This is a genomic window from Pseudomonas sp. SDO5591_S426 (assembly GCF_054070755.1).
In genome coordinates this window covers 14213-39179 of the sequence record NZ_JBSVXD010000001.1, presented here as the reverse complement: position 1 = coordinate 39179, position 24967 = coordinate 14213, and the positions used below count along the sequence as shown (strand labels likewise).

General features: G+C 61.4%; 18 protein-coding genes. 4 read left to right on the top strand and 14 right to left on the bottom strand.

The features are described from left to right. Positions 1-4: 4 nt before the first annotated feature. The 5 genes from ACW9JC_RS00145 to ACW9JC_RS00125 all read right to left on the bottom strand — a co-directional run bounded on the left by ACW9JC_RS00145 (position 5) and on the right by ACW9JC_RS00125 (position 6823). On the bottom strand, positions 5-2758 hold the full coding sequence (locus ACW9JC_RS00145) for a LuxR C-terminal-related transcriptional regulator (RefSeq protein ID WP_457452790.1): 2754 nt from the start codon (positions 2756-2758) through the stop codon (positions 5-7). A gap of 164 nt (positions 2759-2922) precedes the next feature. Further along, positions 2923-3495: a DUF2889 domain-containing protein gene (locus ACW9JC_RS00140; RefSeq protein WP_457452788.1), complete on the bottom strand. Its 573-nt coding sequence runs from the start codon at positions 3493-3495 to the stop codon at positions 2923-2925. 124 nt (positions 3496-3619) lie between these two features. Then, positions 3620-4450, bottom strand: coding sequence for an SDR family NAD(P)-dependent oxidoreductase (locus tag ACW9JC_RS00135; RefSeq protein WP_448107870.1), 831 nt, complete (start codon positions 4448-4450; stop codon positions 3620-3622). Between the two features lie 58 nt (positions 4451-4508). Next, entirely contained in the window at positions 4509-5696 is a 1188-nt protein-coding gene (locus ACW9JC_RS00130) for a lipid-transfer protein (RefSeq protein ID WP_338580867.1), read from the bottom strand. Positions 5697-5731: 35 nt separating this feature from the next. After that, positions 5732-6823, bottom strand: a complete 1092-nt coding sequence (locus ACW9JC_RS00125; RefSeq protein ID WP_457452785.1) for an acyl-CoA dehydrogenase family protein — start codon at positions 6821-6823, stop codon at positions 5732-5734. A 302-nt stretch (positions 6824-7125) separates the two neighbouring features. On the opposite strand from ACW9JC_RS00125, the gene ACW9JC_RS00120 reads away from it, so the two are divergent. Beyond that, positions 7126-9861, top strand: a complete 2736-nt coding sequence (locus ACW9JC_RS00120) for a LuxR C-terminal-related transcriptional regulator (protein WP_457452783.1) — start codon at positions 7126-7128, stop codon at positions 9859-9861. Between the two features lie 48 nt (positions 9862-9909). On the opposite strand, the gene ACW9JC_RS00115 is transcribed toward ACW9JC_RS00120, so the two are convergent. The 7 genes from ACW9JC_RS00115 to ACW9JC_RS00085 form a co-directional block, all read right to left on the bottom strand. Continuing rightward, a complete protein-coding gene (locus ACW9JC_RS00115) occupies positions 9910-11244 on the bottom strand; it encodes an MFS transporter (RefSeq protein ID WP_457452781.1) in 1335 nt (444 codons plus the stop codon). A 153-nt stretch (positions 11245-11397) separates the two neighbouring features. Continuing rightward, positions 11398-12327, bottom strand: a complete 930-nt coding sequence (locus tag ACW9JC_RS00110) for an electron transfer flavoprotein subunit alpha/FixB family protein (RefSeq protein ID WP_457452780.1) — start codon at positions 12325-12327, stop codon at positions 11398-11400. Next, a complete protein-coding gene (locus tag ACW9JC_RS00105) occupies positions 12327-13076 on the bottom strand; it encodes an electron transfer flavoprotein subunit beta/FixA family protein (protein WP_457452779.1) in 750 nt (249 codons plus the stop codon). Before ACW9JC_RS00105 ends, ACW9JC_RS00110 begins: the two co-directional genes overlap by 1 nt. Before the next feature lie 157 nt (positions 13077-13233). After that, entirely contained in the window at positions 13234-14376 is a 1143-nt protein-coding gene (locus ACW9JC_RS00100; RefSeq protein ID WP_457452778.1) for an acyl-CoA dehydrogenase family protein, read from the bottom strand. A gap of 10 nt (positions 14377-14386) precedes the next feature. After that, a complete protein-coding gene (locus ACW9JC_RS00095; RefSeq protein ID WP_457452777.1) occupies positions 14387-15583 on the bottom strand; it encodes an acyl-CoA dehydrogenase family protein in 1197 nt (398 codons plus the stop codon). A 91-nt stretch (positions 15584-15674) separates the two neighbouring features. Next, positions 15675-16760, bottom strand: a complete 1086-nt coding sequence (locus ACW9JC_RS00090) for a Zn-dependent alcohol dehydrogenase (protein WP_457452776.1) — start codon at positions 16758-16760, stop codon at positions 15675-15677. A gap of 71 nt (positions 16761-16831) precedes the next feature. Next, positions 16832-18244: a coniferyl aldehyde dehydrogenase gene (locus ACW9JC_RS00085; RefSeq protein ID WP_457452775.1), complete on the bottom strand. Its 1413-nt coding sequence runs from the start codon at positions 18242-18244 to the stop codon at positions 16832-16834. 156 nt (positions 18245-18400) lie between these two features. On the opposite strand from ACW9JC_RS00085, the gene ACW9JC_RS00080 reads away from it, so the two are divergent. After that, on the top strand, positions 18401-21091 hold the full coding sequence (locus ACW9JC_RS00080) for a LuxR C-terminal-related transcriptional regulator (protein WP_457452774.1): 2691 nt from the start codon (positions 18401-18403) through the stop codon (positions 21089-21091). A gap of 9 nt (positions 21092-21100) precedes the next feature. On the opposite strand, the gene ACW9JC_RS00075 is transcribed toward ACW9JC_RS00080, so the two are convergent. Together ACW9JC_RS00075 and ACW9JC_RS00070 are read right to left on the bottom strand one after the other, a co-directional pair. Then, positions 21101-21751 carry a TetR/AcrR family transcriptional regulator gene (locus ACW9JC_RS00075; RefSeq protein WP_457452773.1) on the bottom strand — a complete coding sequence of 217 codons (651 nt, stop codon included), beginning with the start codon at positions 21749-21751 and terminating at the stop codon, positions 21101-21103. 10 nt (positions 21752-21761) lie between these two features. Beyond that, positions 21762-22547, bottom strand: a complete 786-nt coding sequence (locus ACW9JC_RS00070; protein WP_457452771.1) for an enoyl-CoA hydratase/isomerase family protein — start codon at positions 22545-22547, stop codon at positions 21762-21764. A gap of 143 nt (positions 22548-22690) precedes the next feature. On the opposite strand from ACW9JC_RS00070, the gene ACW9JC_RS00065 reads away from it, so the two are divergent. Both ACW9JC_RS00065 and ACW9JC_RS00060 read left to right on the top strand, forming a co-directional pair. Further along, positions 22691-23833 (top strand): acyl-CoA dehydrogenase family protein, encoded by a 1143-nt coding sequence (locus ACW9JC_RS00065; protein ID WP_448107857.1) that lies wholly within the window; start codon positions 22691-22693, stop codon positions 23831-23833. After that, positions 23830-24948, top strand: a complete 1119-nt coding sequence (locus ACW9JC_RS00060; protein ID WP_457452770.1) for an acyl-CoA dehydrogenase family protein — start codon at positions 23830-23832, stop codon at positions 24946-24948. Before ACW9JC_RS00065 ends, ACW9JC_RS00060 begins: the two co-directional genes overlap by 4 nt. Positions 24949-24967: the final 19 nt, after the last annotated feature.

Genomic DNA, 24967 nt, shown 5'->3' with positions numbered 1-24967 from the left:
AAGATCAAACGGAGGGATTACCCGGCAGCTTCAGCGCCAGGTCGCGCACTTTGGCTATCGCCTCGTCGCGACCGGTAACGCCCAGCTTGTAGAAAATGTTCTTCATGTGCCATTTCACCGTTTCCGGTGACAGGTTCAACACCCGGGCGATCTTCTTGTTCGGCAGCGCCTGGGCCACCAACCCCATCACGTCGAGTTCCCGAGCGCTGAGCAGATTCGCCGCGGCACTCGGGATTTGCTCGTTGCTGACCTGTGCACTGCGGGCGATGTCGAGCAAGCGTTGAGCGTAGAACGTCAGCACTGGATCAAGCGCGTTATCAGCCAGCAATGTTTCAAGCATCGACGGCACGTTCGTCCACGCGTCCAGCACACTGCGCAACAACCCGAGGCGATGGCCTTGGCGTAGCGCTTCGATCAAGTGTTGGCGAGCCTCTAGCGGTTTGTCGCAACCTTGTTCGATGACGGCCAATTGCACGCGCATCGGCACCACGCGGCGCCAGCGTCGGTCACTCTGCGAAACCTCGATCAGTGCCGGCATGCGCTCGGCGGCGGCGCGGAAGTCCCCAGTGTGAAGTTGCCGCTCAATCAGAGACCGACGGGCGATTACCTGAATTTCCGCGGCCGTGCCGGTACCCGACGCGGGGTACTGCTGCGCCGTGTGCTGGATGCGTTGCAGCGCTACGTCGGCCCCAGATTCATCACCGATCTGCTGCAACCAGCGCATGCGCAACAGCAGCGCACACACCAGCAATCGGCCGAGGTCATAGCGGGTTGCATGATGTTCCAGCCGCTCCAGGCAGGTGAAAGCCTCGGCCCGTCGCCCAGCCAGCCAATGGGCCATGGCCAGCGTCTGCATGCATTGCAACACCGTGTCGGGAATCGCCACCCGCTCCACCAGCTTCATGCGACGTTCCAGTAACTGGCAGGCCGCTTCGTAGTCACCTTGCTCGTACAGTGCCGTACCCAACAGGCCCGCGGCCATGGTGCTGACCACCAGATAACCGACGCCATGGGCTTCGGCTTCTTCCAGTACTTCGCGGTAAAGGTGTTCGGCCTGGGTAATTCGGCCTTCGAGGGCCAGGCTCATGCCGCTCATGCAACGGCCGAGCAGGCTGCGTCGTGGCGAGCCTTGCAGTCGCTCTCCGCATTCGAGCACTTCCCGGGCCTTTTCGTAGTCGCCCTGGTACATGTAGAACCAAGCCAGCGTATTGCTGCGTCCGGAGTAGGAGAAATCGTCGGCATCGGTGGGGATCGCCAGCAGCTCGGGCAATGTCGCCAGCATCGCTGCCGAATCGTCTTGCTGCATGGCCAGGCTGCCTTGCAACACGGTGAGTGCATGGCGCTGCTTGCGGTCGAGTTTTTCGTGATGGGTTCGCAGGTGCTGCAACGTCTGCTGCAAGGCCGGGAAATTGCGCGCATAAAGTTGCAGGTGCGCCATGACCACCTGTAAGCCAAAACGCTCGGCGGTCTGTTCCGCCGGCAACCCCTTCAACAACCCTGAAACCTGGCTGAGGTTGCCCTTGGCCAACAGGTCGGTGGCGCACGCCTCGACGATATCGGCAGCCGCCTCGGGATCACCGGCCTGTACTGCATGGCGCACGGCTTCATCAAGGTGTTCATGGTCGCTGAACCAGCCACGTGCAGCGGCGTGCAGGGCTTGTCGCTCTTGCAGCGGGCTGGCCTCAAGACGCGCACGCAATACGCTGCACAGCAACGGGTGCAGGCGATACCAGGTTTCGCGGTCGTGGCTCTTGACCTGAGTAATGAACAGATTGTCGCCGTCGAGCCGTGCCAGTTGGGTCATCATGCCCGCGATGGCGTAGGGTTGACCGAGCAACGTCGCGCACAACGAGGCGCAGAAGCGCTCACAGATCGAAGCGCTGGTCAGCAAACGCAAGTCTTCATGTTCCAGGCGCACCAGCACTTCACGTTCGAAATACTCGGCGAAGGCGTCGGCATCGCGGATCTGCACCCGGTCAAACCGGGTCATTTGCTTGGCCTTGAGATCGACAGCAAACAGTTGCAGGCCGGCGACCCAGCCGTCGGTGAGTTCGTGCAGCACGGCAGCGTCGCGCGGGTCGATGGCACCAAGGTGCTCACGCAGGAAATGCTCCGATTCGGCACGGCTGAAACGCAGATCGCGCAGGTCGAATTCGCTGACCTGGGCGCGGGCACGCAAGCCTGCCAATGGAAACGGCATACCGGCGCGGGAACCGAACACCAGATGCAGATTTTCCGGCCCGTAATTGAGTAGCCATTGCAGCGCCTGGACGATGCGCGGCTCTTGCAAGTGGTGCATGTCGTCGAGCATCAGCACCAGCTCTCGCGGATGCTGGGCGATGCCCTGAACCAGGGTGATCACCCAATGTTCGACAGCCATCTCGTCGTTGTCACGACCCAACAGGAAACCGGCATCGCGCACCCGCTCCGGCACGACTTCAGCCAGACTGGCTTGCAAGCAACGAGAGAAACGTTCCAGATCGTCGTCTTCGGCCGCCAGCGACAGCCAGGCCACATCGAAATTCATGGCCAGCAACTCGCGTCGCCAAGCCAGCAACGCACTGGTCTTGCCACACCCGGCAGGCCCCTGGATCACCACGCAACGTTGCCGGCGAACTTCCTGCAGACGCGCCAGCAAGTCTTCGCGCGGCACCAGGCGCCGGGCCCCGCGCGGCGGCACAACCTTGGTATCGGCGATGGACTGGTCAGCGTCGGCTGACGGGCAAGAAGCAGTGCCAGTTACAGGGGGAAAAGACATAGGTGGACACTTTCCGGAATGACGGGCCAAGCGACGAACAACAGGGAGTAAAGCGCCCTCCGCGCTGTATGAAATGTCGCTACGCATTGTAAGGCCAGACGCGTCGTTTGCCGATACGGCTTTGGTATCGACCGGACAATGCGCACCGTTCATTCGCACGCTCGTCAGGACTTGGGTAATCCCTGCGGCCACAGCAGTTTTACTGCTTCGCCATCCTCACGGTAGGCGTGGCACGTACCGATCACCCACGGCCGCACGGCGATTTCCCGTTGCGCGCTGGCAGCTCTGCGACGGGTGGCTTCAGTGCGGTAGGTGGAAAAGATGGTCTGCATCGCCGTCGACGCCATGCGTTCAAGCAATTCGGTCATGTGCATGCAGCCATTTGCACCGCCGACAATCGCTTTGAGTTTTTGCTTGAAACCGGAGGCTATCGTCAGCCCCACCAGCGCGGAATAGGCCGGGGCTGCACCGGCACAAAAAGGACTGGCGCCCGTGGCCGTCTGTGCGGTGACGTGGCGGATGACCATGTCGGCATCGAATGTCATCACCAGGCGCATGTCATGAATAGTGCCGCCATGGCCCAGGTGGTGAAACGGCAGATCCGTCGGTTCATTGGTCAGGTCTTGCAGACGCCCTTCGATATCGAACAGGCCATCGCTGCGCTGATAGCCCTTGCAAGTGATTTCGCGGGTATGCAGCAGGATACGGTCGGGTGAATCGTCGGCGGTGGTAGTCATCATTGGACTCCTTCTCTTATGGCCAGTGCACAGAGGCAGCGTGCTCAATGAACCGCCGCTGACAGGCCGGGAGCAGCACCCCCCCCCAAGCCCGGTTCGCGGCAGTCATGAGCCCGTCGGTTGCTTAGAATCCGCCGCGACCACCGCCGCAAATGATGGTCTGGCCAGTCACGTAGTCGGATTCCGGAATGCAGAACATGTAGACCGAACCGGCCGCTTCTTCGGCGGTGCCCGGACGACCCAGGGCGATTTCACGGCTGGCGGCGAGGATGCGATCCGGGTGCACGCCGACCTTGATGTCGCGGCCTTCGACCTGCACGGTTTTTTCTTCGGTGGTCGGTTGGGTCAGGCGGGTTTCGATGAAACCGAAAGCCACGCAGTTGACGTTGACCTTCATGCGTCCCCATTCCTTGGCCAAGGTCTTGGTCATGCCCATGATGCCGGCCTTGGCCGAGGAATAGTTGACCTGACCGGCGTTGCCCTGGGTGCCCGACACCGACGAGATGTTCACCACTTTGCGGAACACTTCCTGCCCCGCTTCGGCCTCGGCCTTGCTGGCTTCGCGGAAGTACGGATAAGCCGCGCGCAGGATGCGGAACGGCGCCTTGAGGTGGCAGTCGAGAATGGCGTCCCACTGCTCATCGCCCATCTTCTGGATCACGTTGTCCCAGGTGAAGCCGGCGTTGTTGACGATGATGTCGAGGCGACCGAACGCATCCAGTGCGGTCTTGACGATGCGATCGCCAAAGTCCGGCGCCGAGACGTTGCCGATGCAGGCGACGGCATCGCTGCCCAATGCGCGAACTTCAGCGATCACTTCATTGGCCGGACCTTCGTCCAGGTCGTTGATGATGACCCGCGCGCCTTTTTCGGCGAACTTCAGCGCCACGCAGCGACCGATGCCGCGACCGGAACCGGTGACGATGGCGACTTTACCTTCGAGTGTTTTTTCCATGGTGTTCTTCTTGTTTGAGTGTTGAAAAAAGGCCGCGACGGCGCGCGGCCAAAGGGGTTCAGTTCCTGCCGAACAGCGTCACGACACAGGCGCCACCCAGGCCGAGGTTGTGTTGCAAGGCGTGCTGCACGCCTTCGACCTGCCGCGCACCGGCCGTGCCGCGCAGCTGATGGCTCAACTCGTAGCACTGCGCCAGGCCTGTAGCTCCAAGTGGGTGGCCTTTGCAAAGCAGACCGCCGGACGGGTTGGTCACCACTCGTCCGCCGTAGGTGTTGTCGCCGTCGAGTACGAATTTCTCGGCTCCGCCGACCGGGCACAGACCGAGGGACTCGTAAGTCAGCAATTCGTTATGGGCAAAGCAGTCATGCAACTCGACCACACGGATGTCTTGCGGGCCGACGCCGGCCTTTTCGTAGACTTCGTTGGCGGCGCGCTCGGCCATGTACGACCCGACGAAACCGATCATGGTTTTCGGCTCGAACGACTCCGTCGGGTCAGTCACCAGCGATTGGGCGAGGATCGCCACGTCGGTGCGCAGGCCATGTTTGCGGGCAAAGGCCGGCGAGCAGATGATCGCGGCAGCGGCGCCACAGGTCGGCGGGCAGGCCATCATGCGGGTCATCACGCCTTCCCACATGAGCTGGTCATTCATCACCTCTTCGGTGGTCACGACTTTCTTGAACAGCGCCAGCGGGTTGTTGGCAGCATGGCGACTGGCCTTGGCGCGGATCGCGGCAAAGGTGCTCATCTGCGTGCCGTACTTGCGCATGTGTTCGCGACCGGCGCCGCCGAAGGTGATCAGGTTGCGCGGGATGTCACCGGCATCGCCGCACAATTCGTCCTGGATCGGCAGGTAGTCGCCACGGGGTAACGGACGGTCGTCGAAATTGGAACGGGTCGGCCCCGGACGCATCTGTTCGAAACCGACCGCCAGCGCGCATTCGACCTGACCGCTCTCGACGGCGGCACGCGCCAGGTACAGCGCGCTCGAACCGGTGGCGCAGGCGTTGTTTACGTTGAACACCGGAATCGCCGTACGGCCCACGCGATACAGCACAGCCTGGCCGCAGGTGGTGTCGCCGTAAACGTAACCGGCGAACGCCATTTGTACCTGGTCGTAGCTCAGGCCCGCATCGGCCAGGGCCATGCGCACCGCTTCGGCGCCCATGTCGATATAGCTTGGGCTCGCGCCTGGCTTGGTGAAAGGGATCATGCCGACCCCGGCTACTAACACTTTTTCACTCATGGATAGATCCTGGCTTTTCGGTGGAATGGGGAATGTCACAACGCGTGGGCAATGATTTCGTGCAGGGCTTTGCCGGCTCCGCCGTGTTCGGTCAGAGCATGGGCCGTGGAGTGGGTGCGCAAGGCGCCGCCGGTGCCGCGTAGCCGTGTGAGCTCATCGCTGCATTTGCGCAGGGTTTCGCTGGCATTGAGATTGGCGATCGCCGAATGCTCGGCGGACAACGGGAGACGCAGGCGTGCCCCGAGGTAGTAATCGACCAGGATGCGCAAACCCACGGTACGCGCCTTGATCCCGGCCAGCTTCAGGCGGGTGTATGGCAAATCCCAGCGTGAACCGCCGTTGCCGTCGGGCTGCTGCACCTCGGCAAGGGTCTGCTGGAGCAAGTGTTCCAGGCGCCGGGCGGCGAAAATCGCCAGCAGCAGATGTTCCTGGCCCCACGCCTGATTCAGGTATTCCATGCCCCGGCCCGCCTCGCCGAGCAAATTACCGAGGGGCACGCGCACGTTGTCGAAAAACAGTTCGGCGGCACTGGCTTGTCCGCCACTTTGCAGGCTGCGCGAGCGATGCAACCCTGCCCGGTCGGTTTCGACCATGATCAGACTCAGGCCTTCATCCGCCTCGATGCGACAGGCCAGCACGATCAGGTTGCCCTGCATGCCATTGCCGACACAGACCTTGCTGCCGTTGATCACGTACTGATCACCGTTGCGGATAGCCTGCGTGGGCAAGGTTTTCTTGAATTTGCCCTGAGGCTCGGCAACTGCGAGTGCCAGAATCGCCTCGCCGCTGCAAACGCCGGGCAACCAGCGGCGTTGCTGTTCTTCACTGCCCAGCAGGGCAATGCACGGCGCGATAACGTCCGAATGCAGGGACAACGCCCCGTCGCAGACACCGGCCCGGGCGAACTCCTCACGAACCACCGCCGCATGACCGAAGTCTCCGCCGCCACCGAATTGCGCCGGCAACATCACGCACAGCAATCCCTCGCGCCCAGCCTTCAGCCAGACACTGCGATCGACATCCTCGCCGTGTTCCCGGCCCGGCAGGTATTCACGCTCCAGAAAACGCCGCACGGTGGTGCGGAACATTTCATGGTCTTCGCGGTAGATCTTGCGCTGAACGTCCATCCGGTAACCTTTCACCACAGCCTGATTGCAGGGGAAAACGGGAAAAGCCCGTTCCATCGTGTTGCAGCAATCGTTGCACGGGCCGAGTGGCAGGAGAGCCACCCTCACAGGGGGGGCGGGTTTGCAGAACGGGACGCACGCACAATAATGGGGCGAGGCACATCAATGCGCCGGGCGGATCGCGTTAGACCAAAGTCTCGGACATTGGCCAACCGTGGCACTATGCTCGGACCCAGAATAATAAAATGGTCAGCCTTGCCGCTTCGTTCAAAGGGCAAGCGACTTGTATGGAGATTTGCTCAATGCCTGTTCACTGGGACAACCCTGGGATCATGCCCGTCGCCCCTTCCAGCGCAACTGCCCCGGGCGAGACGTCTGTCACTCGAAGTGTCTCCATCAAATACGCCAGTCCGAAATCCGCTGACAGCCACCTCTCACGTTCGCGCCTGTTGCAGCAAATGGCCGAGGCGGACACCGCCCGTCTGATTCTCATCCGCGCCGCCGCCGGGTTCGGCAAGACCACGCTCATGCAGCAACACCGCGAACGCAGTCTGGCAAACGGCAAACATGTGCTGTGGATCAACCTGGAAGCCGCCGACAATGACTTGCAGCGTTTTGTCGGTTTACTGGACAACGGCCTGCGCGGCTTGCTGCCGGTGACCGCCGAATCGCTGGGCGATGAACAGCAAAGCGCCGACGACCTGCTGGAGCAGATCGCCGCCAGCACAACGCCGTTTGCCGTCCTGCTCGACGAGGTAGAGGTCATCCAGAACTCCGAAGTACTGGATTTTCTCCAGCAGCTGATCGAGCAATTGCCCACGGGCAGCGTCGTGGTGATGGCGTCGCGCTCGACGCCGGGCATTGGCCTGGGTCGCATTCGTGCCCGTGGGCAGTTGCTGGAAATCCGGCCGAGTGACCTGCGCTTCACCCCCGACGAGGCCATGGCCTTCATTCGCGACAAGCGGCAAATCCCGTTGCACGACAATGAACTGGAAACCCTGTACCGCCGCACGGAAGGCTGGATCGCCGGGCTCTATCTGGCCAGCCTGTCGCTCAAGGATCGCGAGGATCATGCCGCGTTCATCTCATCCTTCTCCGGCTCCAACCTTGAGCTGGCCGAGTACCTGACCGAGGACATCCTTGCGCGCCAGAGCGAAGACTGCCGCGTGTTCCTGATGCAAACCAGCGTCCTTGAACAGTTCTGCGTGCCGCTTTGCGAAGCGGTAACCGGCCGCAGCGACAGCCGCGCGATGATTGATCATCTGGACCGGACCAACCTGTTCCTGGTGCCGGTCGACAGTCAGCAACAGTGGTTTCGCTACCATCATCTGTTTGCCAGTTTCTTGCGGCACGCCCTGGACCGCCTGTATCCGGGCATGGCGAGGGAGCTTCATGAAACTGCCGCTCGCTGGTTTTTCCAGGCGAAGCAACCGATTCCCGCCATCGAGCACCTGTTCAGCGCCGGCCTGCTGGACGAAGCCGCCGAGGGCTTGAACACCCACCTGGACACGCTGATCGACAGCGGCCGCACGCGTCTGCTGCTGCGCTGGCTGGATCGCATTCCGCTGGAAACCCGCGACCAGTACCCGCAACTCAATCAGGTCTGTGCCTGGTTGCTGGGGACGACGACTCGTTTGAAAGAAGCCATGCAGGTTGCCGAACGTCTTGAGCGTGAGTCGGGACCGGCCTATGCCTACGTCACCGAAGTCCTGCATTGCCTGCACCTGGGCGTTACCGATCACAGCGAGGAATGCTGCCGCCGAGGCATCGAAGCACTCGCATGCATACCCGACGACGAGGTCCACCTGTACATGGTGCTGGCCAGCTCGGTAGCCATGAACATGGTCGCCAGCGGTCGTTACGATGAAGCGCGCAACCTGTTGTCGAGTGCGCTGCAACGCGACCCACGGATTCATTCGAGCTTTTTGCGCCATACCTTCAGCGTCAACGAGAGCATTCTGGACCTGATTCAGGGTCGCCTGAGCAACGCCATCGTGCGCATGCAGAGCACGCCGGACAGCCCGCAAAACAACGGCCAGCGCAAGCCGCACGAAGCCAAGCTGTCGATGGACATCCTCCACGGCTTGCTGTTGTACGAAAGCGGCGCTTTTGATGGCGCGGAAAAATACCTGTCACGCAGCCTGTTTTTCGCCAAACAGGTCAGCTCTCCAGAGAACCAGATTGTTACCCACGTGCTGACTGCGCGAATCGCTTACAGCCGTGGTGATCGCACCACCTGGATGCGCTGCCTGGTGGAGCTGGAACAGATCGGCCGGCAGGTCGGCTCGCGTCGTGTCGAATGCTCGGCGTGGCTGGAGCGCGCTCGCGTGGCATTGCTCGAACAGCGTCTGGACACGGCCGTGCAAGCGCTGAATTCCGCGGACCTGACCGGCGATTGGGATCGCCCCGAGTTCATCCGCTTCGCAAATGACGTCGATACTCCCAGTATCGCCCGCCAGCGTTTACGCATTGCCCAGGGTGAAGGCGCCGCAGCGGTCAAGGCGCTGCGCGCCGCGATCGAACAGGCGCGACACTGGCAGCATTACCGTCGCGAACTGAAGCTGCACATTCTTCTGGCGATGGCGCTGGACAGCCTGCTTCAACCACAAGAAGCCTTCCAGGCGCTCAACGATGCATTGCGCCTGGCCAGCCATGATGGCTTCCTCGCCACGTTCATCGAGGAAGGTGATCGCCTTGCAGGACTGCTGCAACGCTGGGCGGCAACCGGCAAGGCTCGCTGCAAGGAACTGGGCATCGAACCGGCCTTCGTCGAGAAGCTGTTGCAACAGCTGGGTATCATCGGCGGCAACATGGACGGTGCGCGTAACGATAACGGTGCCCACGAAGTGCTGACGGTGCGTGAATACCAGATCCTGCAATTGCTGGCCGCCGGGCATCGCAACAAGGACATTGCCGAGAAGGTGTTCCTTTCCGAGTTCACGGTGAAATCGCACTTGCAGAAAATCTACGCAAAGCTCGATGCCAAGGGGCGCACCGAAACCCTGGCGATTGCCCGTGCGAAAGGCTGGATCTCCTGAAAGACCACGGCCCATCGCGGGCAAATCCGCGATGGGCCGGACAGTGCCTTACGGCTTCACACGTTCGGTCAATTGTCTGGCAGGAATGCCCACCAGCAACACCACGGCGCCCACCACCAACACGCCGGCGATCACATCGAACGCCAGGTACAAATCCCCCGTCGCCGATTTGATCGCGCCCACCACGATCTGACTGACGACACCGGCCATGCCGCCGATGCAACTGATCACCGCAATGCCCACCGCCGCCGCCGAAGGCGACAGCAAGGCCGGTGGAATACTCCAGAACAACGACAGTGCGGACAACGCGGCAGCCGCGCCGACACTCATGAACACCAGCGAAAACAACAAGTGGTTCTGAAACGGGCCGAGCAGAAAGAAGCAGGTTGCGCTCAGCAGCAGGGTCAAACTCACGTGCCAGCGCCGCTCCAGGCGTTTGTCGGAACTGCGGGCCAGCAGGTACATGCCAACCAACGCGCACATGTAAGGCACGCTGGCCAACAGGCCGATGGTCTTCAGGTCCTGAACGCCAAAGCCGCGAATCAACGTCGGCATCCAATAGGACACCGTGTTCGAACCGCTGTAGATGCAAAAAAATACCAACCCGGCGATGTACACCCGGGGATTACGCAGCACCTGGGCCAGGCTGGCGTTGGGCGTGTCCGCCGGTCGTCCCTGAGCGAGGGCTGAAGCGAGTACGTGTTTTTCCTGTGCGGTGAGCCAGCGCGCCTCTTCTGGTTTATCGACCAGCCAGAACCAGCCGAACACCCCCAGCAACATCGCCGGAATCCCCTCGACAACGAACAGCACCTGCCAGTCCCGCAGTCCCAGCCAGCCATCGAAATGGCTCATGATGGTGCCGGCCAGCGGTCCGCTGACGATGCCTGCGATCATCGCCGCCATGAGGAACACAGCGGTGATTCGCGCACGCAGCGCGGCCGGAAACCAGTAAGTCAGGTACAGGATGACGCCGGGAAAAAAACCGGCTTCCGCCACACCGAGCAAAAACCGCGCGAAGATCAGTTGATTCGCCGTGGTCACGAAAGCCGTGGCCACCGTCACCATGCCCCACAGCAGCATGATCCGCGTGAGCGTGGCGCGGGCGCCGATGCGCTGCAGATAGACGTTGCTCGGCACCTCGAAGAGGATGTAACCCAGATAGAAAATGCCCGCGCCGATGCCGTAGGCCGCGTCAGTAAGGGCGATGTCTTCAGCCATGCGCAGCTTGGCGAAGGACACGTTCAAGCGGTCGATGGTGTTGATGGCATAGGCCAGGAACAGGTAAGGCAACAACCGCAAAATCACCTTGCGGTAAACCAGACGGGTTTGCTGTTCTGAATAGTCGGACGTTATCGGCAGGTACTGCTCCGCTGCTTGACTCATGCTGCGTTCCTTGTGCGTGGGAGAACCGCTCTTGTAGGAGCGAGCCTGCTCGCGATGGTCGTTAACGAAAACGCGTGCTTTCTGGTTAAACGCAGCGTCCTCAAGACCATCGCGAGCAAGCTCGCTCCTACAGTGGGTCAGCTTCGAATTGATTCAGAGGGCTTGTTCCAGCTCCGGTACTGCTTCGAACAGATCTGCCACCAGACCGTAATCGGCGACCTGGAAAATCGGTGCCTCTTCGTCCTTGTTGATCGCGACGATGATCTTCGAGTCTTTCATCCCCGCCAGATGCTGGATGGCGCCGCTGATACCGACGGCGATGTACAACTGTGGCGCAACGATCTTGCCGGTCTGGCCGACCTGCATGTCGTTGGGCACGAAACCGGCATCGACCGCCGCCCGCGAGGCGCCAACACCGGCACCGAGCTTGTCGGCCAACGAGTACAGGTACTGGAAGTTGTCACCGTTCTGCATACCACGGCCACCGGACACCACGATTTTCGCAGCGGTCAGTTCAGGGCGATCGGACTTGGCCAATTCTTCGGCGACGAATGACGACAAACCGGCATCATGGCTGGCGTTGACGTGCACGACATCCGCCGCGCCCCCTTCGGCGGCAACGGCGTCGAAGCCAGTGGCACGCACGCTGATCACCTTCACCGATGCCGAAGACTGCACGGTCGCGATGGCGTTGCCGGCATAGATTGGGCGCTTGAAGGTGTCCGCCGATACAACGGCAATGATCTCGGAGATCTGGTCAACGTCCAGTTGCGCGGCAACACGCGGCAGGATGTTTTTACCATTGGAGGTGGCGGGCGCCAGAATGTGGCTGTAAGCCCCGGCCAGCTCCACGATCAGCGGCGCGACGTTTTCCGGCAATTGGTGGGCGTAGGCAGCGTTATCGGCCACCAGCACCTTGCTCACGCCGACGATTTTGGCGGCTGCCTCGGCTGCGCCGCTGACATTGGCACCCGCTACCAGCAGATGAATGTCACCGCCGATCTGCTGCGCCGCCGCAACCGTGTTCAGGGTCGCCGAGGCGATTGCGCCGGTTTCGTGCTCTGCAATAACCAGGATAGTCATCAGATTACCTTCGCCTCGTTCTTGAGTTTCTCGACCAGTTCCGCCACCGACTTGACCTTGATCCCGGCGCTGCGGGTTGGCGGTGTTTCGACTTTCAGGGTGGTGACGGTGGACGCCGTGTTCACCCCGAGCGATGCGGGCGTGACAGTTTCCAGCGGCTTTTTCTTGGCCTTCATGATGTTCGGCAACGACGCATAGCGCGGCTCGTTGAGGCGCAAGTCGGTGGTGACAATCGCCGGCAGGCTCAGGGCGACGGTCTGCAAGCCGCTGTCGATTTCACGGGTCACGCTCACGGTGTCTCCGGTAATCGCAACTTTGGAGGCGAAGGTGCCTTGGGCAAAACCGGTGAGCGCGGCAAGCATCTGACCGGTCTGGTTGTTGTCGCTGTCGATGGCTTGTTTGCCGAGGATCACCAGTTGCGGTTGTTCCTGGTCGACAACGGCCTTGAGCAGCTTGGCCACGGCCAGCGAGTTCGAGTCATCGTTGCTTTCGATGAGGATGGCGCGGTCGGCTCCCAATGCCAGGGCGGTACGCAATTGCTCTTGAGCCGTGGTCGGCCCTACGGAAGCCACGACGATCTCAGTGGCTACGCCCTGCTCTTTCAGGCGCACGGCCTCTTCCACGGCAATTTCGCAGAACGGGTTCAGGGCCATTTTTACGTTGGCGAGGTCGATGCCGGAATGGTCCGCCTTGACGCGAACCTTGACGTTGAAATCGACCACGCGCTTGACGGCTACGAGGACTTTCATTTGATGACTCCAAAAAATGCCGGGAGCTGGCCCGGACAATGACAAACCAGTGCGATGACTGAGCATCCGGTGGTGTAGAAAGATTGTGCATGCGCATCCTTGCCCTCAACACCGCCCGGCTCGGGTGGTAGGCCCACCCTCCCCCCTGGCTCCGGACTCAGACCGCCTGCATCAGCGCGCTGTATTCCTGAAGGTGATGGTCGTCATCGCCGAACTGGCGCGCGACCATCAGCAGGTGCTTGGCGTGGTGAGAGAGGACGTATTCCCAGGTCAGGCCGATCCCGCCATGCAACTGGATGCCCTGATCGGCGACATAACGCGCGGCACGGCAAACGATGTACTTGGCAGCGGCCAGCGTGCGGCTGCGTTCCGGACTGTCCGGCTCGTCGGCTACACAGGCCGCGAGCATGGCCATGGAAGTCGCCTGATCCAGTTCGATGTGCATGTCGACCATGCGGTGTTGCAGGACCTGGAACTTGCCGATGACCTGACCGAATTGCTTGCGGGTCTTGAGGTAATCAAGGGTCAGCGCACACGTGGCCTCCATGCTGCCGACGGCTTCGGCGCACTGTGCAGCGATGGCGCGGCCTTGCTGGTAACGCAATGCGTCCAGTGCCTGGCCGTCCATACCCAACACAGCGGCGCAACTGACAAACACGTTGTCGAGGAACAGGTCACAGGCTCGGCGGCCATCCATGGTCGGGTACTCGCGGATGCTGATACCCGCGCTCGCCGGATCGACCAGGAACAGGCTGATGCCAGCTTCGTCGCGTTCATCGCCGGCGACGCGTGCCGATACCAGAATCAGACCGGCGCTCTGCCCGCCCACCACCAGCGACTTGTGCCCCGAGAGGGACCAGCCACCGTTCACCGCCACGGCGCGGGTCTGCACGTCGTGCAACTGGTAATGGCTCTGCGGCTCGTCGATAGCCACCGCCAATTGCAGCTGCGCATTGGCGACCTGCGGCAGCAGTTCGCTTTTCTGCGCCGCACTGCCGAGCTGCTCGACCAGCCCGCCGGCGAAAATCACCGAGTGCAACCAAGGCTCAAGACACAGGCCGCGCCCCAGTTCCTGGGCAACCAGCATCACATCGACGCCATTGCCGCCAAAGCCACCGTAGGCTTCGGCAAATGGCACCGTGGTCAGGCCCAGTTCGCCCAGCTGTTGCCAGAACTCGCCACTGAAGCCTTGTGCGCTTTCGCGGAATTGCTCGCGGTGCTCGAAACCATAGGTGTCGCGAACCAGTCGGGCAGCGGTGTCTTGCAGCATTTGCTGCTCTTCTGAAAGTTTGAAGTCCATGGTCTGCCCCTTACAGTTCGAGAATCATCTTGGCGATGATGTTCTTCTGGATTTCCGTGGAACCGCCGTAGACCGAGGCTTTGCGCATTTCCAGGTACTGACAGGTCGACGTGGTGCTGTAGTCGTTGTGCAGCAGCTCGCCATCGAAGTCGTAACCCAACTCGTCCTTGAGCAACGGCACGGCATAAGGCCCCGCTGCCTTGGTCAACAGGTAAGTGATGGCCTGGCGGATCTCGGTGCCCTTGATTTTCAGGATCGAGCTTTCCGAACCTGGGACGCCGCCATCGCGGGCCGCAGCGAGGATGCGCAAGTTGCTCATGCCGATGGCCATCAACTGGATTTCAACGTCGGCGATTTGTGCGCGAAAGCCCGGGTCCTCGATCAGCGGTTTACCGTTGCGCTTCTCGACACTCGCGATCTTTTTCAGGCGCGCGAGCATGGCATTGGCAATGCCGATACCGGCGATGGTCGTGCGCTCATGGGTGAGCAGGTACTTGGCGCAGGTCCAGCCTTCGTTCTCACGGCCGACCAGGTTCTGCACCGGCGCGCGCACGTTATCGAGGAACACTTCGTTGACGTAATGACCACCTTCGAGGGTGATGATCGGCCGCACGGTGATGCCGGGAGTCTTCATGTCGATCAGCAGGAAGGAAATTCCGCGTTGCTGCTGCGCCTCGACATCGGTACGCACCAGACAGAACATCCAGTCGGCCATGTGGCCGGTGGAGGTCCAGGTTTTCTGGCCGTTGACCACATAATGGTCGCCATCGCGCACGGCACGGGTTTTCAGGCTGGCCAGGTCGGAACCCGCGCCCGGCTCGGAATAGCCCTGACACCACCAGTCATCGCAATTGAGAATGCGCGGCAGGTAATGCGCCTTTTGCTCGGGCGTGCCGAACTTGATGATCACCGGCCCGACCATGTTCACGCCGAACGGCACGATTCTCGGTGCGCCCGCCACTGAACATTCTTCGTCAAAAATGTGCTTTTGCACTGCGCCCCAACCGGTGCCGCCCTGCTCCACCGGCCAGCTTGCAGCCAGCCAGCCCTTGTCGTTGAGAATGCGCATCCAGCGCACCTGGTCGTCTTTGCAGACGCTCTTGCCTTGATTGATTCGGGCGGCGATATCCGCCGGTAACTGGTCCCGTAGAAAGGCGCGGACTTCTTCGCGAAATTCGACTTCCTCTGGGCTGAACTGGATATCCATCGACTACCTCAATAATCATGCGCCGGCTTATGGCCGGTCTTGGTGGGCGTGAGGGTCCGTCACGGGCTGTACCCGCGACGGCAGTGGCCAATCACTGGTCGAAGACGATGACCGAGCGTGCGAGTTCGCCGTGGCGCAGTTCATCGAAGGCCTCGTTGATCTGCTCAAGCTTGATGCGCTGCGAGATCATTTCGTCGAGTTTGAGTCGGCCTTGCATGTAGAAGTCGGTCAGACGCGGCAGGTCGACCGGGAAACGGTTGGAGCCCATGAACGAACCCTGGATGCGCCGCTCGTGGAGCAACGCAAGCGGATCGATTTCCAGCTTAAGGCCAGGCTTGATCATGCCGATGATCGTGGCCGTGCCGCCGCGAGCCAGCATCGCGAAAGCCTGCTCGGCGGTTTGCTTCAAGCCGATGCATTCGAAGGAGTGATGCACACCGCCACGGGTCAATTCCTGCACCATTTTCACGGCATCGCCGTCCTTGGCGTTGACCACGTCGGTGGCGCCGAATTGCCGGGCCAGTTCCAGTTTTGAGTCGAGCATGTCGATGGCGATGATCCGCCCGGCACCGGCCAGTGCCGCACCGTTGATGGTGGCCAGGCCGATACCGCCGCAACCGATCACGGCCACGGTTTCGCCCGGACGGACCTTGGCAGTGTTGAACACCGCGCCGGTGCCGGTGGTGACTGCACAACCGAGCAGTGCTGCGCGGTCCAGCGGCATGTCGCGGCGGATCGCGACCAGTGCGTGCTCATGCACCAACATCTGTTCGGCGTAGGCCGACAGGTTGATGAACTGGGTCATCGGTTTTTGCACGTAAGTCAGGCGTGGTTCTTCGTCCGCGCCGCGCTTGGTGTCGGGCGAAACACACAGCGACAGGTGGCCGGTGACGCAATGTTCGCAGTGCCCGCAATAGGCGGAAAGGCACGTCACCACGTGATCGCCCGGCTTCACCGTGCGCACATCGCAACCGACCTGTTCGACGATACCGGAGGCCTCGTGACCGAGCACAACGGGGGTCGGATGCGGGTAGGCGCCATCGACGAAATGCAGATCGGAATGGCAAACGCCAACGGCAACGGTACGCACCAGCACTTCCCGTGGGCCGGGTTTGCTGATGCTGACGTTTTCGATGGTCAGTGGCGTACCGGGTTTGTGAAATACGGCAGCTTTCATATTCTTATTCTCTTATTGGAAGCAGGAATCGGTTGGTGATGGCGGGTGCTCCCGTCATCACTGGGAACGCCTTAGCGCTTGATCAGCGAACCGACGATCTGACGCATCTGTTCGCCATAGGGCGGGCGCATCAGGTCCGGACCGTCGGCGGCGCGCAGTACCGATTTGCCGTGGCTGAAAGTGCGGAAACCATCAAAACCGTGGTAGCAACCCATGCCGCTGTGGCCGACACCGCCGAACGGTAGCGTCTCGACCCCGCCGTGGCGCAGGACGTCGTTGAGCGTCACTCCGCCGGAGGTGGTGCGATTGAGGACGAAAGATTCTTCAGTGGCATCGTTGCCGAAGTAGTACAGGCCCAGCGGACGCGGGCGCGAGTTGATGTAGGCCACCACTTCGGCGAAATCCTTGTAGGGCTTGAACGGCAGCAACGGGCCGAAGATTTCGTCTTGCATGACCAGCAGTTCGTCGCCCGGATCACGCAGCAAAGTCGGGACGATCTTGTGATGCGGCTGGCCGCTGAAATCTTCGTTGGCCGGGTTCAGTTCGATCAACTCGACATCAGCATTGCGCGCCTGGTCGAGGTAGCCGTTCAGGCGCTGGAAATGACGGGCATTAATGACCGAGGTGTAGTCCGGATTTTCCAGCAGCGTCGGGTATAGCTTGGATACCACTTCCTTGACGGTGGCGACGAACGCGTCCTGCAGTTCTTCAGGCACGAACACGTAGTCCGGTGCCAGGCAGATCTGGCCGGCGTTGTGCAGTTTGCCGGTGATGATTTTGCTGACGGCGGTTTTCAAATCAGCGCTGCGGGAAATGATGGTCGGCGACTTGCCGCCCAGTTCCAGCGTCACCGGCACCAGGTTCTCGGCGGCGGCGCGCATGACGTGCTTGCCGATGCTGCTGGCACCGGTAAACAGCAGGTGGTCGAACGGCTGGCTGCTGAACGCCTGGCCAACTTCGGGCCCACCGGTAATGATCGCAACTTCATCTTCGGCGTACACCGAGCGGAAAATCCGCGCAAGCAATTCGGAGGTTTTCGGGTTGTATTCCGAGACCTTGATCATCACCCGGTTGCCGGCAGCCAATGCGCCTGCCAGACCGTTGAAGACCATATTCCCCGGAAAATTCCAGGCCGTGAGAATGCCCACCACGCCCAGCGGCTGAAACTGCACCCACGCCTCGCCACGGTCGGTGGCTCGTTGGTCAGGCTTCATCCATTCGGCGATTTTTGCCTTGGTATACTTCAGCGATGCCAGCGGCCCCAGCACATCGAACAGACGCGAGAAATCGGGGCTGCGGTGACCGAAGTCCGCGGCCAGGGCTTCGATGATTTCGCCTTGGTAGTCGACCAACAGGCCGATGGCGCGGTCGATCAGTTCACAGCGTTGTTCCGCCGTCCAAGGCTCGTTGGCCAGACAGGCGGCGCGTTGTTTGTCGAGAATGACGCGGATATCGGCAGCACACAGGTTTTCATTGGCACTCATGGTGTTTCGACTTCCATGCAATGGTCGGTTCGGGGAGCTGTCAATCAGGTATCGGGCCGCTACACTGGTGGGCTCGCACCATGGATCGGATCTGGCTCATGACGAGCGATACTAGAAAGCGCCACCCCGACACGACGACAACCAAAGGTAGGATGCATGGAAGGTTTTGAACGTAGTTCCAACGAACCAGCCCAGGGAGCAAAGCTGCATATCCGTGCCAGCAAATTCCTGGTGCCGGCGACCCTGCCCGGGCAATTGGAACGTTCGGCCCTGCTTGCACAATTGGCGCAACGGGAAAGCGCACGCCTGATCCTCATCAACGCCGGTGCCGGATACGGCAAAACCGCATTGCTGCAGCAGTACCGCGAACGCTGCCTCGCTGAAGGGCGGCAGGTGTTGTGGTGCAATCTCGACGCGACGGACAATGATTTGGCACGCCTGGTCAGCGTGCTGCACACGGGGCTGCGCGATCTTGGCCTGATCGCTGACAGCTCGGGCGCGCCGAGTAGCGACGATGCCGCGCAAGCACAGCAATGGCTGCTTGAGCACATCGCTCCGGTAAACGAGTCATTCGCTGTGCTGCTGGATGAGTTCGAGGCCATCAACAGTCCAGCGGTCCTGGATTTTTTCCAGCACCTGCTCAAGGCGTTGCCCGCCCGCGCCACAGTGGCCATCGCGACGCGCACCACACCGCCGATCAATCTGGGCCGTCTACGCGCCCGCGGCGAGTTGCTGGAAATCGGCACCGAAGCATTGCGCTTGAGCCTCGATGAGACGACCCGCTACCTGCGGGAAAAGCGTCAACTGTCCCTCGCCGCACCAGAAATCGCCAGTTTGCATGAGCGCACCGAAGGCTGGATTTCCGGTATTTATCTGGCCACGTTGTCCTTGCAATGGCATGGCGATCCGGCCGCATTCATTTCCACGTTCAGCGGCGCCAACGTTGCGTTGGCGGAATACTTCGCCGAAGACGTGTTCGCGCGGCAGAGCGAGCCATGCCGCCAGTTCCTGTTGCAAACCAGCGTGCTGGAACAGTTCTGTCCGGCCCTGTGCGATGCCGTCGGCGATCGCAGCGACAGCAAGTCGATGATCGAAGATCTGGAGCGCAGCAACCTGTTCATCGTCGCCACGGACAATGAGCGCCAATGGTTCCGCTATCACACGCTTTTCGCCGATTTCCTTCGGCAAACGCTTGAGGAACAACAGCCGGGCCTGTCCGAACAGCTACGTCGCCATGCAGCGCGCTGGTGTTTCGCCGACGGCCAGCCTGTCGAGGCCCTTGAGCATTTGTTCTCCGCCGATTTGCTGGATGAAGCCGCCGCGCAACTGGTGCTGCATATCGACGAACTGGTGGAGAACGGTCACGCCAGCCTGTTGATGCGTTGGCTCTCGAGAATTCCGAACGAGATTCGCGAGCTGCATCCGGGGCTGGGCATTGCCTACGCGTGGGCGTTGCTCCATGCCCGTCGTCACAAAGATGCCCTGCAAGTATTGGAAAGCCCGGCGCTCGCGGGGGAACACCACTACGTGCATCCGTTACTGCTGTTGATCGGCGACCGCGCTCCCGAAGCCCTGGCAGCCAGCACTGAGCTGCTGGAACAACTGGAGCCAGAGCACAAGTTGCAATTTCGGGTCACTGCTTTTGTGCAGGTCTGTGGTCTGTTTTACACCGGTCGTTACGATGAGGCCCGGCAAAAACTCGGCAGCGCCGGGCTGCGTGAAGCACAACGTGAAACGACTTACCTGCGCGACACCACCGATGCACTGCAAGCCATGCTCGATCTGACCCAAGGTCAGCTGGACAGCGCGCTAACCCGTGTAACCACCGCAGTGCAGCGCAGTCGCGAGTCTTTTGCCGGTACACCGCCAGTGGGTTTTCCGGTGCTGCAAACCATCCATTGTGTCGTGCTTTATGAAACCGACGCACTGGAAGAGGCGCAGCAATGTCTCGACGTTTTGCTGCCTTACGCCAGGGAACATGCCGCGCCGGATTCCTTGATCACCACCCACGTGTTGCAGGCTCGCATTGCCTACCTCAATGGGGATCGTGCGGCATGGATGCGCTATCTGGCCGATCTCGACCAGTTCGGCCAAGTGGCCGGCTCGACGCGCATCCTCTGCTCTGCCTGGCTGGAGCGGGCGCGTATCGCGACCCTGGAAAACCGTCTGGAAACCGCTGATCACGCCATGCGCGCCGCCGAACAACTGAGCGACTGGGAACAACCGGGCGTGGTGTTGAGCGCCAACGATGTCGACGCGCCTTTCATCACGCGCCAGCGGCTGTGCATTGCCCAGGGTGACGAAAGCACCATCGAACGCCTGCGTCAGGCCATGGACATCGCCCTGCAACGTCACCAATACCGCCGCGCTCTGAAGTTGCGCCTGTTGCTGGCGACGGCGCTCGATGGCGCGAAACTGCACAAGGAAGCACTCGAACAACTGACCCTGGCCCTGCGTTTCGCCAGCCATGTCGGCTTCGTCCGCACGTTCCTCGATGAGGGCGCGCCGTTGGCGGCACTGCTGGAACGCTGGTCGGTGACCTTTCACGGCCAGGAAGAGGCTTTGGGCATCCGCTCTGGATTCGTCAGCCAGTTGCTGCAGCGCAACAGTGGCGTCAAGGAAATCGAATCGAAGAGCGAGGAAGACTCGCCAACCAGCCTGTCCACCCGCGAATTGCAGGTGCTGCGCATGTTGGCGTTGGGTTATCGCAATCGTGAGATTGCCGAGAAGATGTTCCTTTCCGAGCTGACGGTTAAATCGCACTTGCGCAAGATCAACAGCAAACTCGGCGCCAGCAGTCGCACGGAAGCGGTTTCGATCGCACGGACCCAGGGCCTGCTGGAGTAAGCCCCGAACTCAGGTCGTTGGCACGGACGCCAGCGCGTTTTCAATGAAAGCGAGCAATTGCTCGTGCAAGGCCCCAAGGTCGACACCTGTTGGGTCGAGCAAGACTTGCAGCATCGTGCCGCGCAAAGTCCCTAGGATCAGCAGCGCGCCGGCCAGCGGGTCGACATTGGCCCGAATCTCGCCGTTGTCGATACCGGCGCGAATGTAGCCGGCCAGATGCTGCTGCACCGAGCGGTTGTACTCGGCGAGTATTTGCGCGGTTTCCGAATCTTGCGTCACGGCTTCGGACATCAACGCCAACAGCGCGCGGGTGTTGACCCAGTCACCGTCGGTGCGCACCAGGTAAACTCCGACAAAACCCTTGAGCGCATCCATTCCCGGTTGCCACTGCGAGGCCTTGTCCGCCACCAGCGCCATAAAGCTGGTATTGACGAAACCCGCCAGGGCGCGCAACAGCCCGGCCTTGTTGCCGAAATGGTGGGTTGCCAGACCGCGGCTGTAACCGGCCTCCTCCCCGACTTCTGACAACGTCATGCCGACCCAGCCGTTGCGCGCAACGATCTGTCTCGCGGCGATCAGCAATCGCTGCTCGGCTTCGGCGCGGCGTTCGAGCTGGGTACGACGCGAAGCAGGCTGGGCGGTTTTTTCAACGGGTTCCATCGGGTATTCCTTACTGTCCTGTAAACACTGGAGTGCGGCGCTCGGTCATGGCGCGCGTGCCCTCGGCGAAGTCGGCACTGACAATCTGCCATTCCTGCTCGCTGGCTTCGCGATCGATGATCCGGTCGACGGCATCGGCCAATCCCATACGCAGGGTTTCGCGACTCGAGATCACCGCCGCCGGTGCGGACGCGGCGATCTCTTCGGCCAGTTCGCGGGCTTTTTGCCGTTCCTGGCCTGGTTCTGCCAGCACATCCGCGAGGCCGATGCGCACGGCTTCGCGGCCATCAATGCGACGCCCCGTGGCGATCAGCAACGAGGCCATCTGCACGCCGACCACGCGCGGCATGGTAACCGAAATCCCGAAGCCCTGATGAATGCCCAATCGGTTGAAGTTCGCCGAAAACCGCGCTTTCTCGCTGGTCACCCGGAAGTCTGCCACCAGCGCCAGACCCAACCCGCCACCAATCGCCGCGCCTTCGACCACACAGATCATCGGCTTGCGGTTGCGAAACAGGCGCACGGCGGATTTGTAGACGCGGCGTGGGTATTGCGGATCGCACTGCTCTGGCCCGGAGAAGTCAGCACCGGCGCAAAACACCTTGCCTTCAGCCTGAAGAATAACCACCCGACACTCGGGCAAATCGTCGAGAAATTGCAGGGTGTTGGCCAGATCCTGGATCAGTTCGGCATCGAAGAAATTCAGCGGCGGTCGATTGAAACTGACTGTGGCGACATGATCTTGCAGGTCCAGGGTTAGGCCGCGGCCGGGGTTAAAAGCGCTGTGCGTCGACATGGAGACTCCAGAAGCAAAGGATTTATTTCGGATTGACGGCGGCTTGCTCGCTACCGGGGTTGCTGGTAGCTTATTTACTTGCTGGGCGTTCAGCAAGTTAGAAAACCTCAACCCCTTTTCCTTTTTCACACGAGCATTAAGCCATGCAGGCACTCGATATTCGGCCCTGTCATCTTGGCGTGCAGGTGCAAGCCTTGCGCACCGAAGTGCGTGAGTTTCTCGCCGAAACGCTGAAAGACTTCCCACCCCACGAACGCGCCAAAAACTGGAACGGCGCCGATCTCGAGTTCAGCCGCAAGCTGGGTGAGCGCGGTTGGCTGGGCATGACGTGGCCCAAGCGTTACGGAGGACACGAACGCAGCGCCCTGGAGCGTTATGTGGTGCTGGAAGAGTTGCTGGCGGCCGGCGCGCCGGTGAATGCGCACTGGATCGCCGAGCGCCAGTCTGGCCCGCTGTTGATGAAGTTCTCGCCTGAGGTGTTGGCCCCGCGCTTTCTGCCGGCCATTGCTCGCGGTGAGTTGATGATCTGCATCGGCATGAGTGAGCCGGATGTCGGCTCTGACCTCGCCTCGGTGCGTACCCGTGCGGCCAAGGTCGATGGCGGCTGGGTAGTCAACGGCAGCAAGGTCTGGACCACCGGCGCCCACCGCAGCCAGTACATGGTCACCCTGCTGCGCACCGGGCCGAAGGATGAAAGCAACCGTCACGCGGGGCTGTCGCAACTGCTGGTCGACTTGCAGGCTCCCGGCGTCACGGTTCGCCCGATCTACAACATGATCGGCGAGCACGACTTCAATGAAGTGTTCCTGGAAAACGTCTTTGTGCCCGATGACTTCCTCATCGGCCAGCCCGGCGACGGCTGGAAACAGGTGGGCGCCGAACTGGCGCTGGAGCGCAGTGGTCCGGAGCGTTATCTGAGCTGTACCCAGTTGTATCTGGAAATGCTCGATGCGGCCGATCCGCAGAACCTGCGCCACGCCGTCAGCCTTGGCCGCGTCGCCGCGCGTTACGCGGCTTTGCGGCAAATGTCGCTGGGCGTCGCCGGCATGCTCGCTCGCGGTGAGAACCCGGCCACACCGGCGGCACTGGTCAAGGATCAGGGCGCCCTGCTTGAGCAATCACTGCCCGACCTTGCCCACGACCTGTTTGGCGGCGTGCGCCAACCCGACTCCCGACTCGACCAGGTGATGCGTTACCTGACCCAGACCGCCCCGTCGTTTTCCCTGCGTGGCGGCACCCGCGAAATTCTTCGCGGCATTATTGCCAGAGGCTTAGGACTGCGATGAACCAGGCTTTGAATTTTCAACACGCCGACGACGGCGCCCCGTCCGAACTGCAATCGATGATCGCCGACAGCGTAGAAGGCTTGTTCGCCGAACAGATCACGCCCCAATTGCTTGCCCGTTTCGAAGCCGGTCACGCGGCCAGCGACCTGTGGCAACAGGTGGTGGCCCAAGGTTTGCCCGGCGCCCTGGTGCCTGAAGAGTCGGGCGGCAGCGGTGCGAGTTGGCTGGAAGTGAGCCCGGTGTTGCGGGCCATTGGCTACTGGAGTGCGCCACTGGCGTTGAGCGAAACCATGGTGGCCTCGCTGCTGCTGGCCCGCGCGGGACTGCAAGTGCCGGAGGGCCCCATCACGCTGATCCAGGCCGGACGTCTTGGCGACCTCACGCTGAGCGATGACGGCCATCTCGAAGGTCGCGCCTTCAATGTGCCTTGGGCGCGCAGTTGTCGCTGGGCTGTGGTAGCCGATCCCGGTCGCATTGCCTTGGTCGATCTTCATCTGACGGCGGTCGCTGTGGAAACCGGCAGCAACTTCGCCGGAGAAGAGCGCGATACCGTACATTTTTCCAATGCTGCCGTGCATGCCGTCGGCCATCTGCAACTGGCGGATGTGGCGGAACCGGTCTGGGTGTTCGGTGCGCTGATGCGTGCCTGCATGTTGGTCGGTGCCCTCGAATCGAGCCTGGACAAGGCTGTGAGCTATGCCAACGAGCGCTCGCAGTTCGGCAAGGCGATCGGCAAGTTCCAGGCCATCCAGCAGCAACTGGCTGCAATGGCCGGGAGTATCGCCGCCGCGCGCATGGCGACTCAGGTGGCGTTGCGCAGCGCGTGCGAGGCCCTGCAAACCGAATCCGGCAACGGCAGTTGCCTCGCGTTTGATGTTGCAGTGGCCAAGGTTTGCGCTGGAGAGGCAGCGACGCTCGCCACTTCAGTGGCGCATCAGGTTCACGGTGCGATCGGCTTCACCCACGAACACACCTTGCACTTCAACACCCGCCGCTTGTGGTCCTGGCGGGATGAGTTCGGCAGTGATGCGCAGTGGGCAGAAGTCCTTGGCCAGGCGGCGATTGCGGCCGGCAGCACAGGGTTCTGGTCCGGGTTGACTCAACGTGCGCTCTGAAAACTGACAAAAAACGCCG

Coding starts and splice junctions, on each gene's coding strand:
- ACW9JC_RS00110 (WP_457452780.1), bottom strand. CDS start 12,327: ATGACTATCCTGGTTATTGCAGAGCACGAAACCGGCGCAATCGCCTCG.
- ACW9JC_RS00105 (WP_457452779.1), bottom strand. CDS start 13,076: ATGAAAGTCCTCGTAGCCGTCAAGCGCGTGGTCGATTTCAACGTCAAG.
- ACW9JC_RS00130 (WP_338580867.1), bottom strand. CDS start 5,696: ATGAGTGAAAAAGTGTTAGTAGCCGGGGTCGGCATGATCCCTTTCACC.
- ACW9JC_RS00145 (WP_457452790.1), bottom strand. CDS start 2,758: ATGTCTTTTCCCCCTGTAACTGGCACTGCTTCTTGCCCGTCAGCCGAC.
- ACW9JC_RS00120 (WP_457452783.1), top strand. CDS start 7,126: ATGCCTGTTCACTGGGACAACCCTGGGATCATGCCCGTCGCCCCTTCC.
- ACW9JC_RS00060 (WP_457452770.1), top strand. CDS start 23,830: ATGAACCAGGCTTTGAATTTTCAACACGCCGACGACGGCGCCCCGTCC.
- ACW9JC_RS00115 (WP_457452781.1), bottom strand. CDS start 11,244: ATGAGTCAAGCAGCGGAGCAGTACCTGCCGATAACGTCCGACTATTCA.
- ACW9JC_RS00095 (WP_457452777.1), bottom strand. CDS start 15,583: ATGGATATCCAGTTCAGCCCAGAGGAAGTCGAATTTCGCGAAGAAGTC.
- ACW9JC_RS00075 (WP_457452773.1), bottom strand. CDS start 21,751: ATGGAACCCGTTGAAAAAACCGCCCAGCCTGCTTCGCGTCGTACCCAG.
- ACW9JC_RS00080 (WP_457452774.1), top strand. CDS start 18,401: ATGGAAGGTTTTGAACGTAGTTCCAACGAACCAGCCCAGGGAGCAAAG.
- ACW9JC_RS00085 (WP_457452775.1), bottom strand. CDS start 18,244: ATGAGTGCCAATGAAAACCTGTGTGCTGCCGATATCCGCGTCATTCTC.
- ACW9JC_RS00070 (WP_457452771.1), bottom strand. CDS start 22,547: ATGTCGACGCACAGCGCTTTTAACCCCGGCCGCGGCCTAACCCTGGAC.
- ACW9JC_RS00090 (WP_457452776.1), bottom strand. CDS start 16,760: ATGAAAGCTGCCGTATTTCACAAACCCGGTACGCCACTGACCATCGAA.
- ACW9JC_RS00125 (WP_457452785.1), bottom strand. CDS start 6,823: ATGGACGTTCAGCGCAAGATCTACCGCGAAGACCATGAAATGTTCCGC.
- ACW9JC_RS00100 (WP_457452778.1), bottom strand. CDS start 14,376: ATGGACTTCAAACTTTCAGAAGAGCAGCAAATGCTGCAAGACACCGCT.
- ACW9JC_RS00065 (WP_448107857.1), top strand. CDS start 22,691: ATGCAGGCACTCGATATTCGGCCCTGTCATCTTGGCGTGCAGGTGCAA.
- ACW9JC_RS00140 (WP_457452788.1), bottom strand. CDS start 3,495: ATGACTACCACCGCCGACGATTCACCCGACCGTATCCTGCTGCATACC.
- ACW9JC_RS00135 (WP_448107870.1), bottom strand. CDS start 4,450: ATGGAAAAAACACTCGAAGGTAAAGTCGCCATCGTCACCGGTTCCGGT.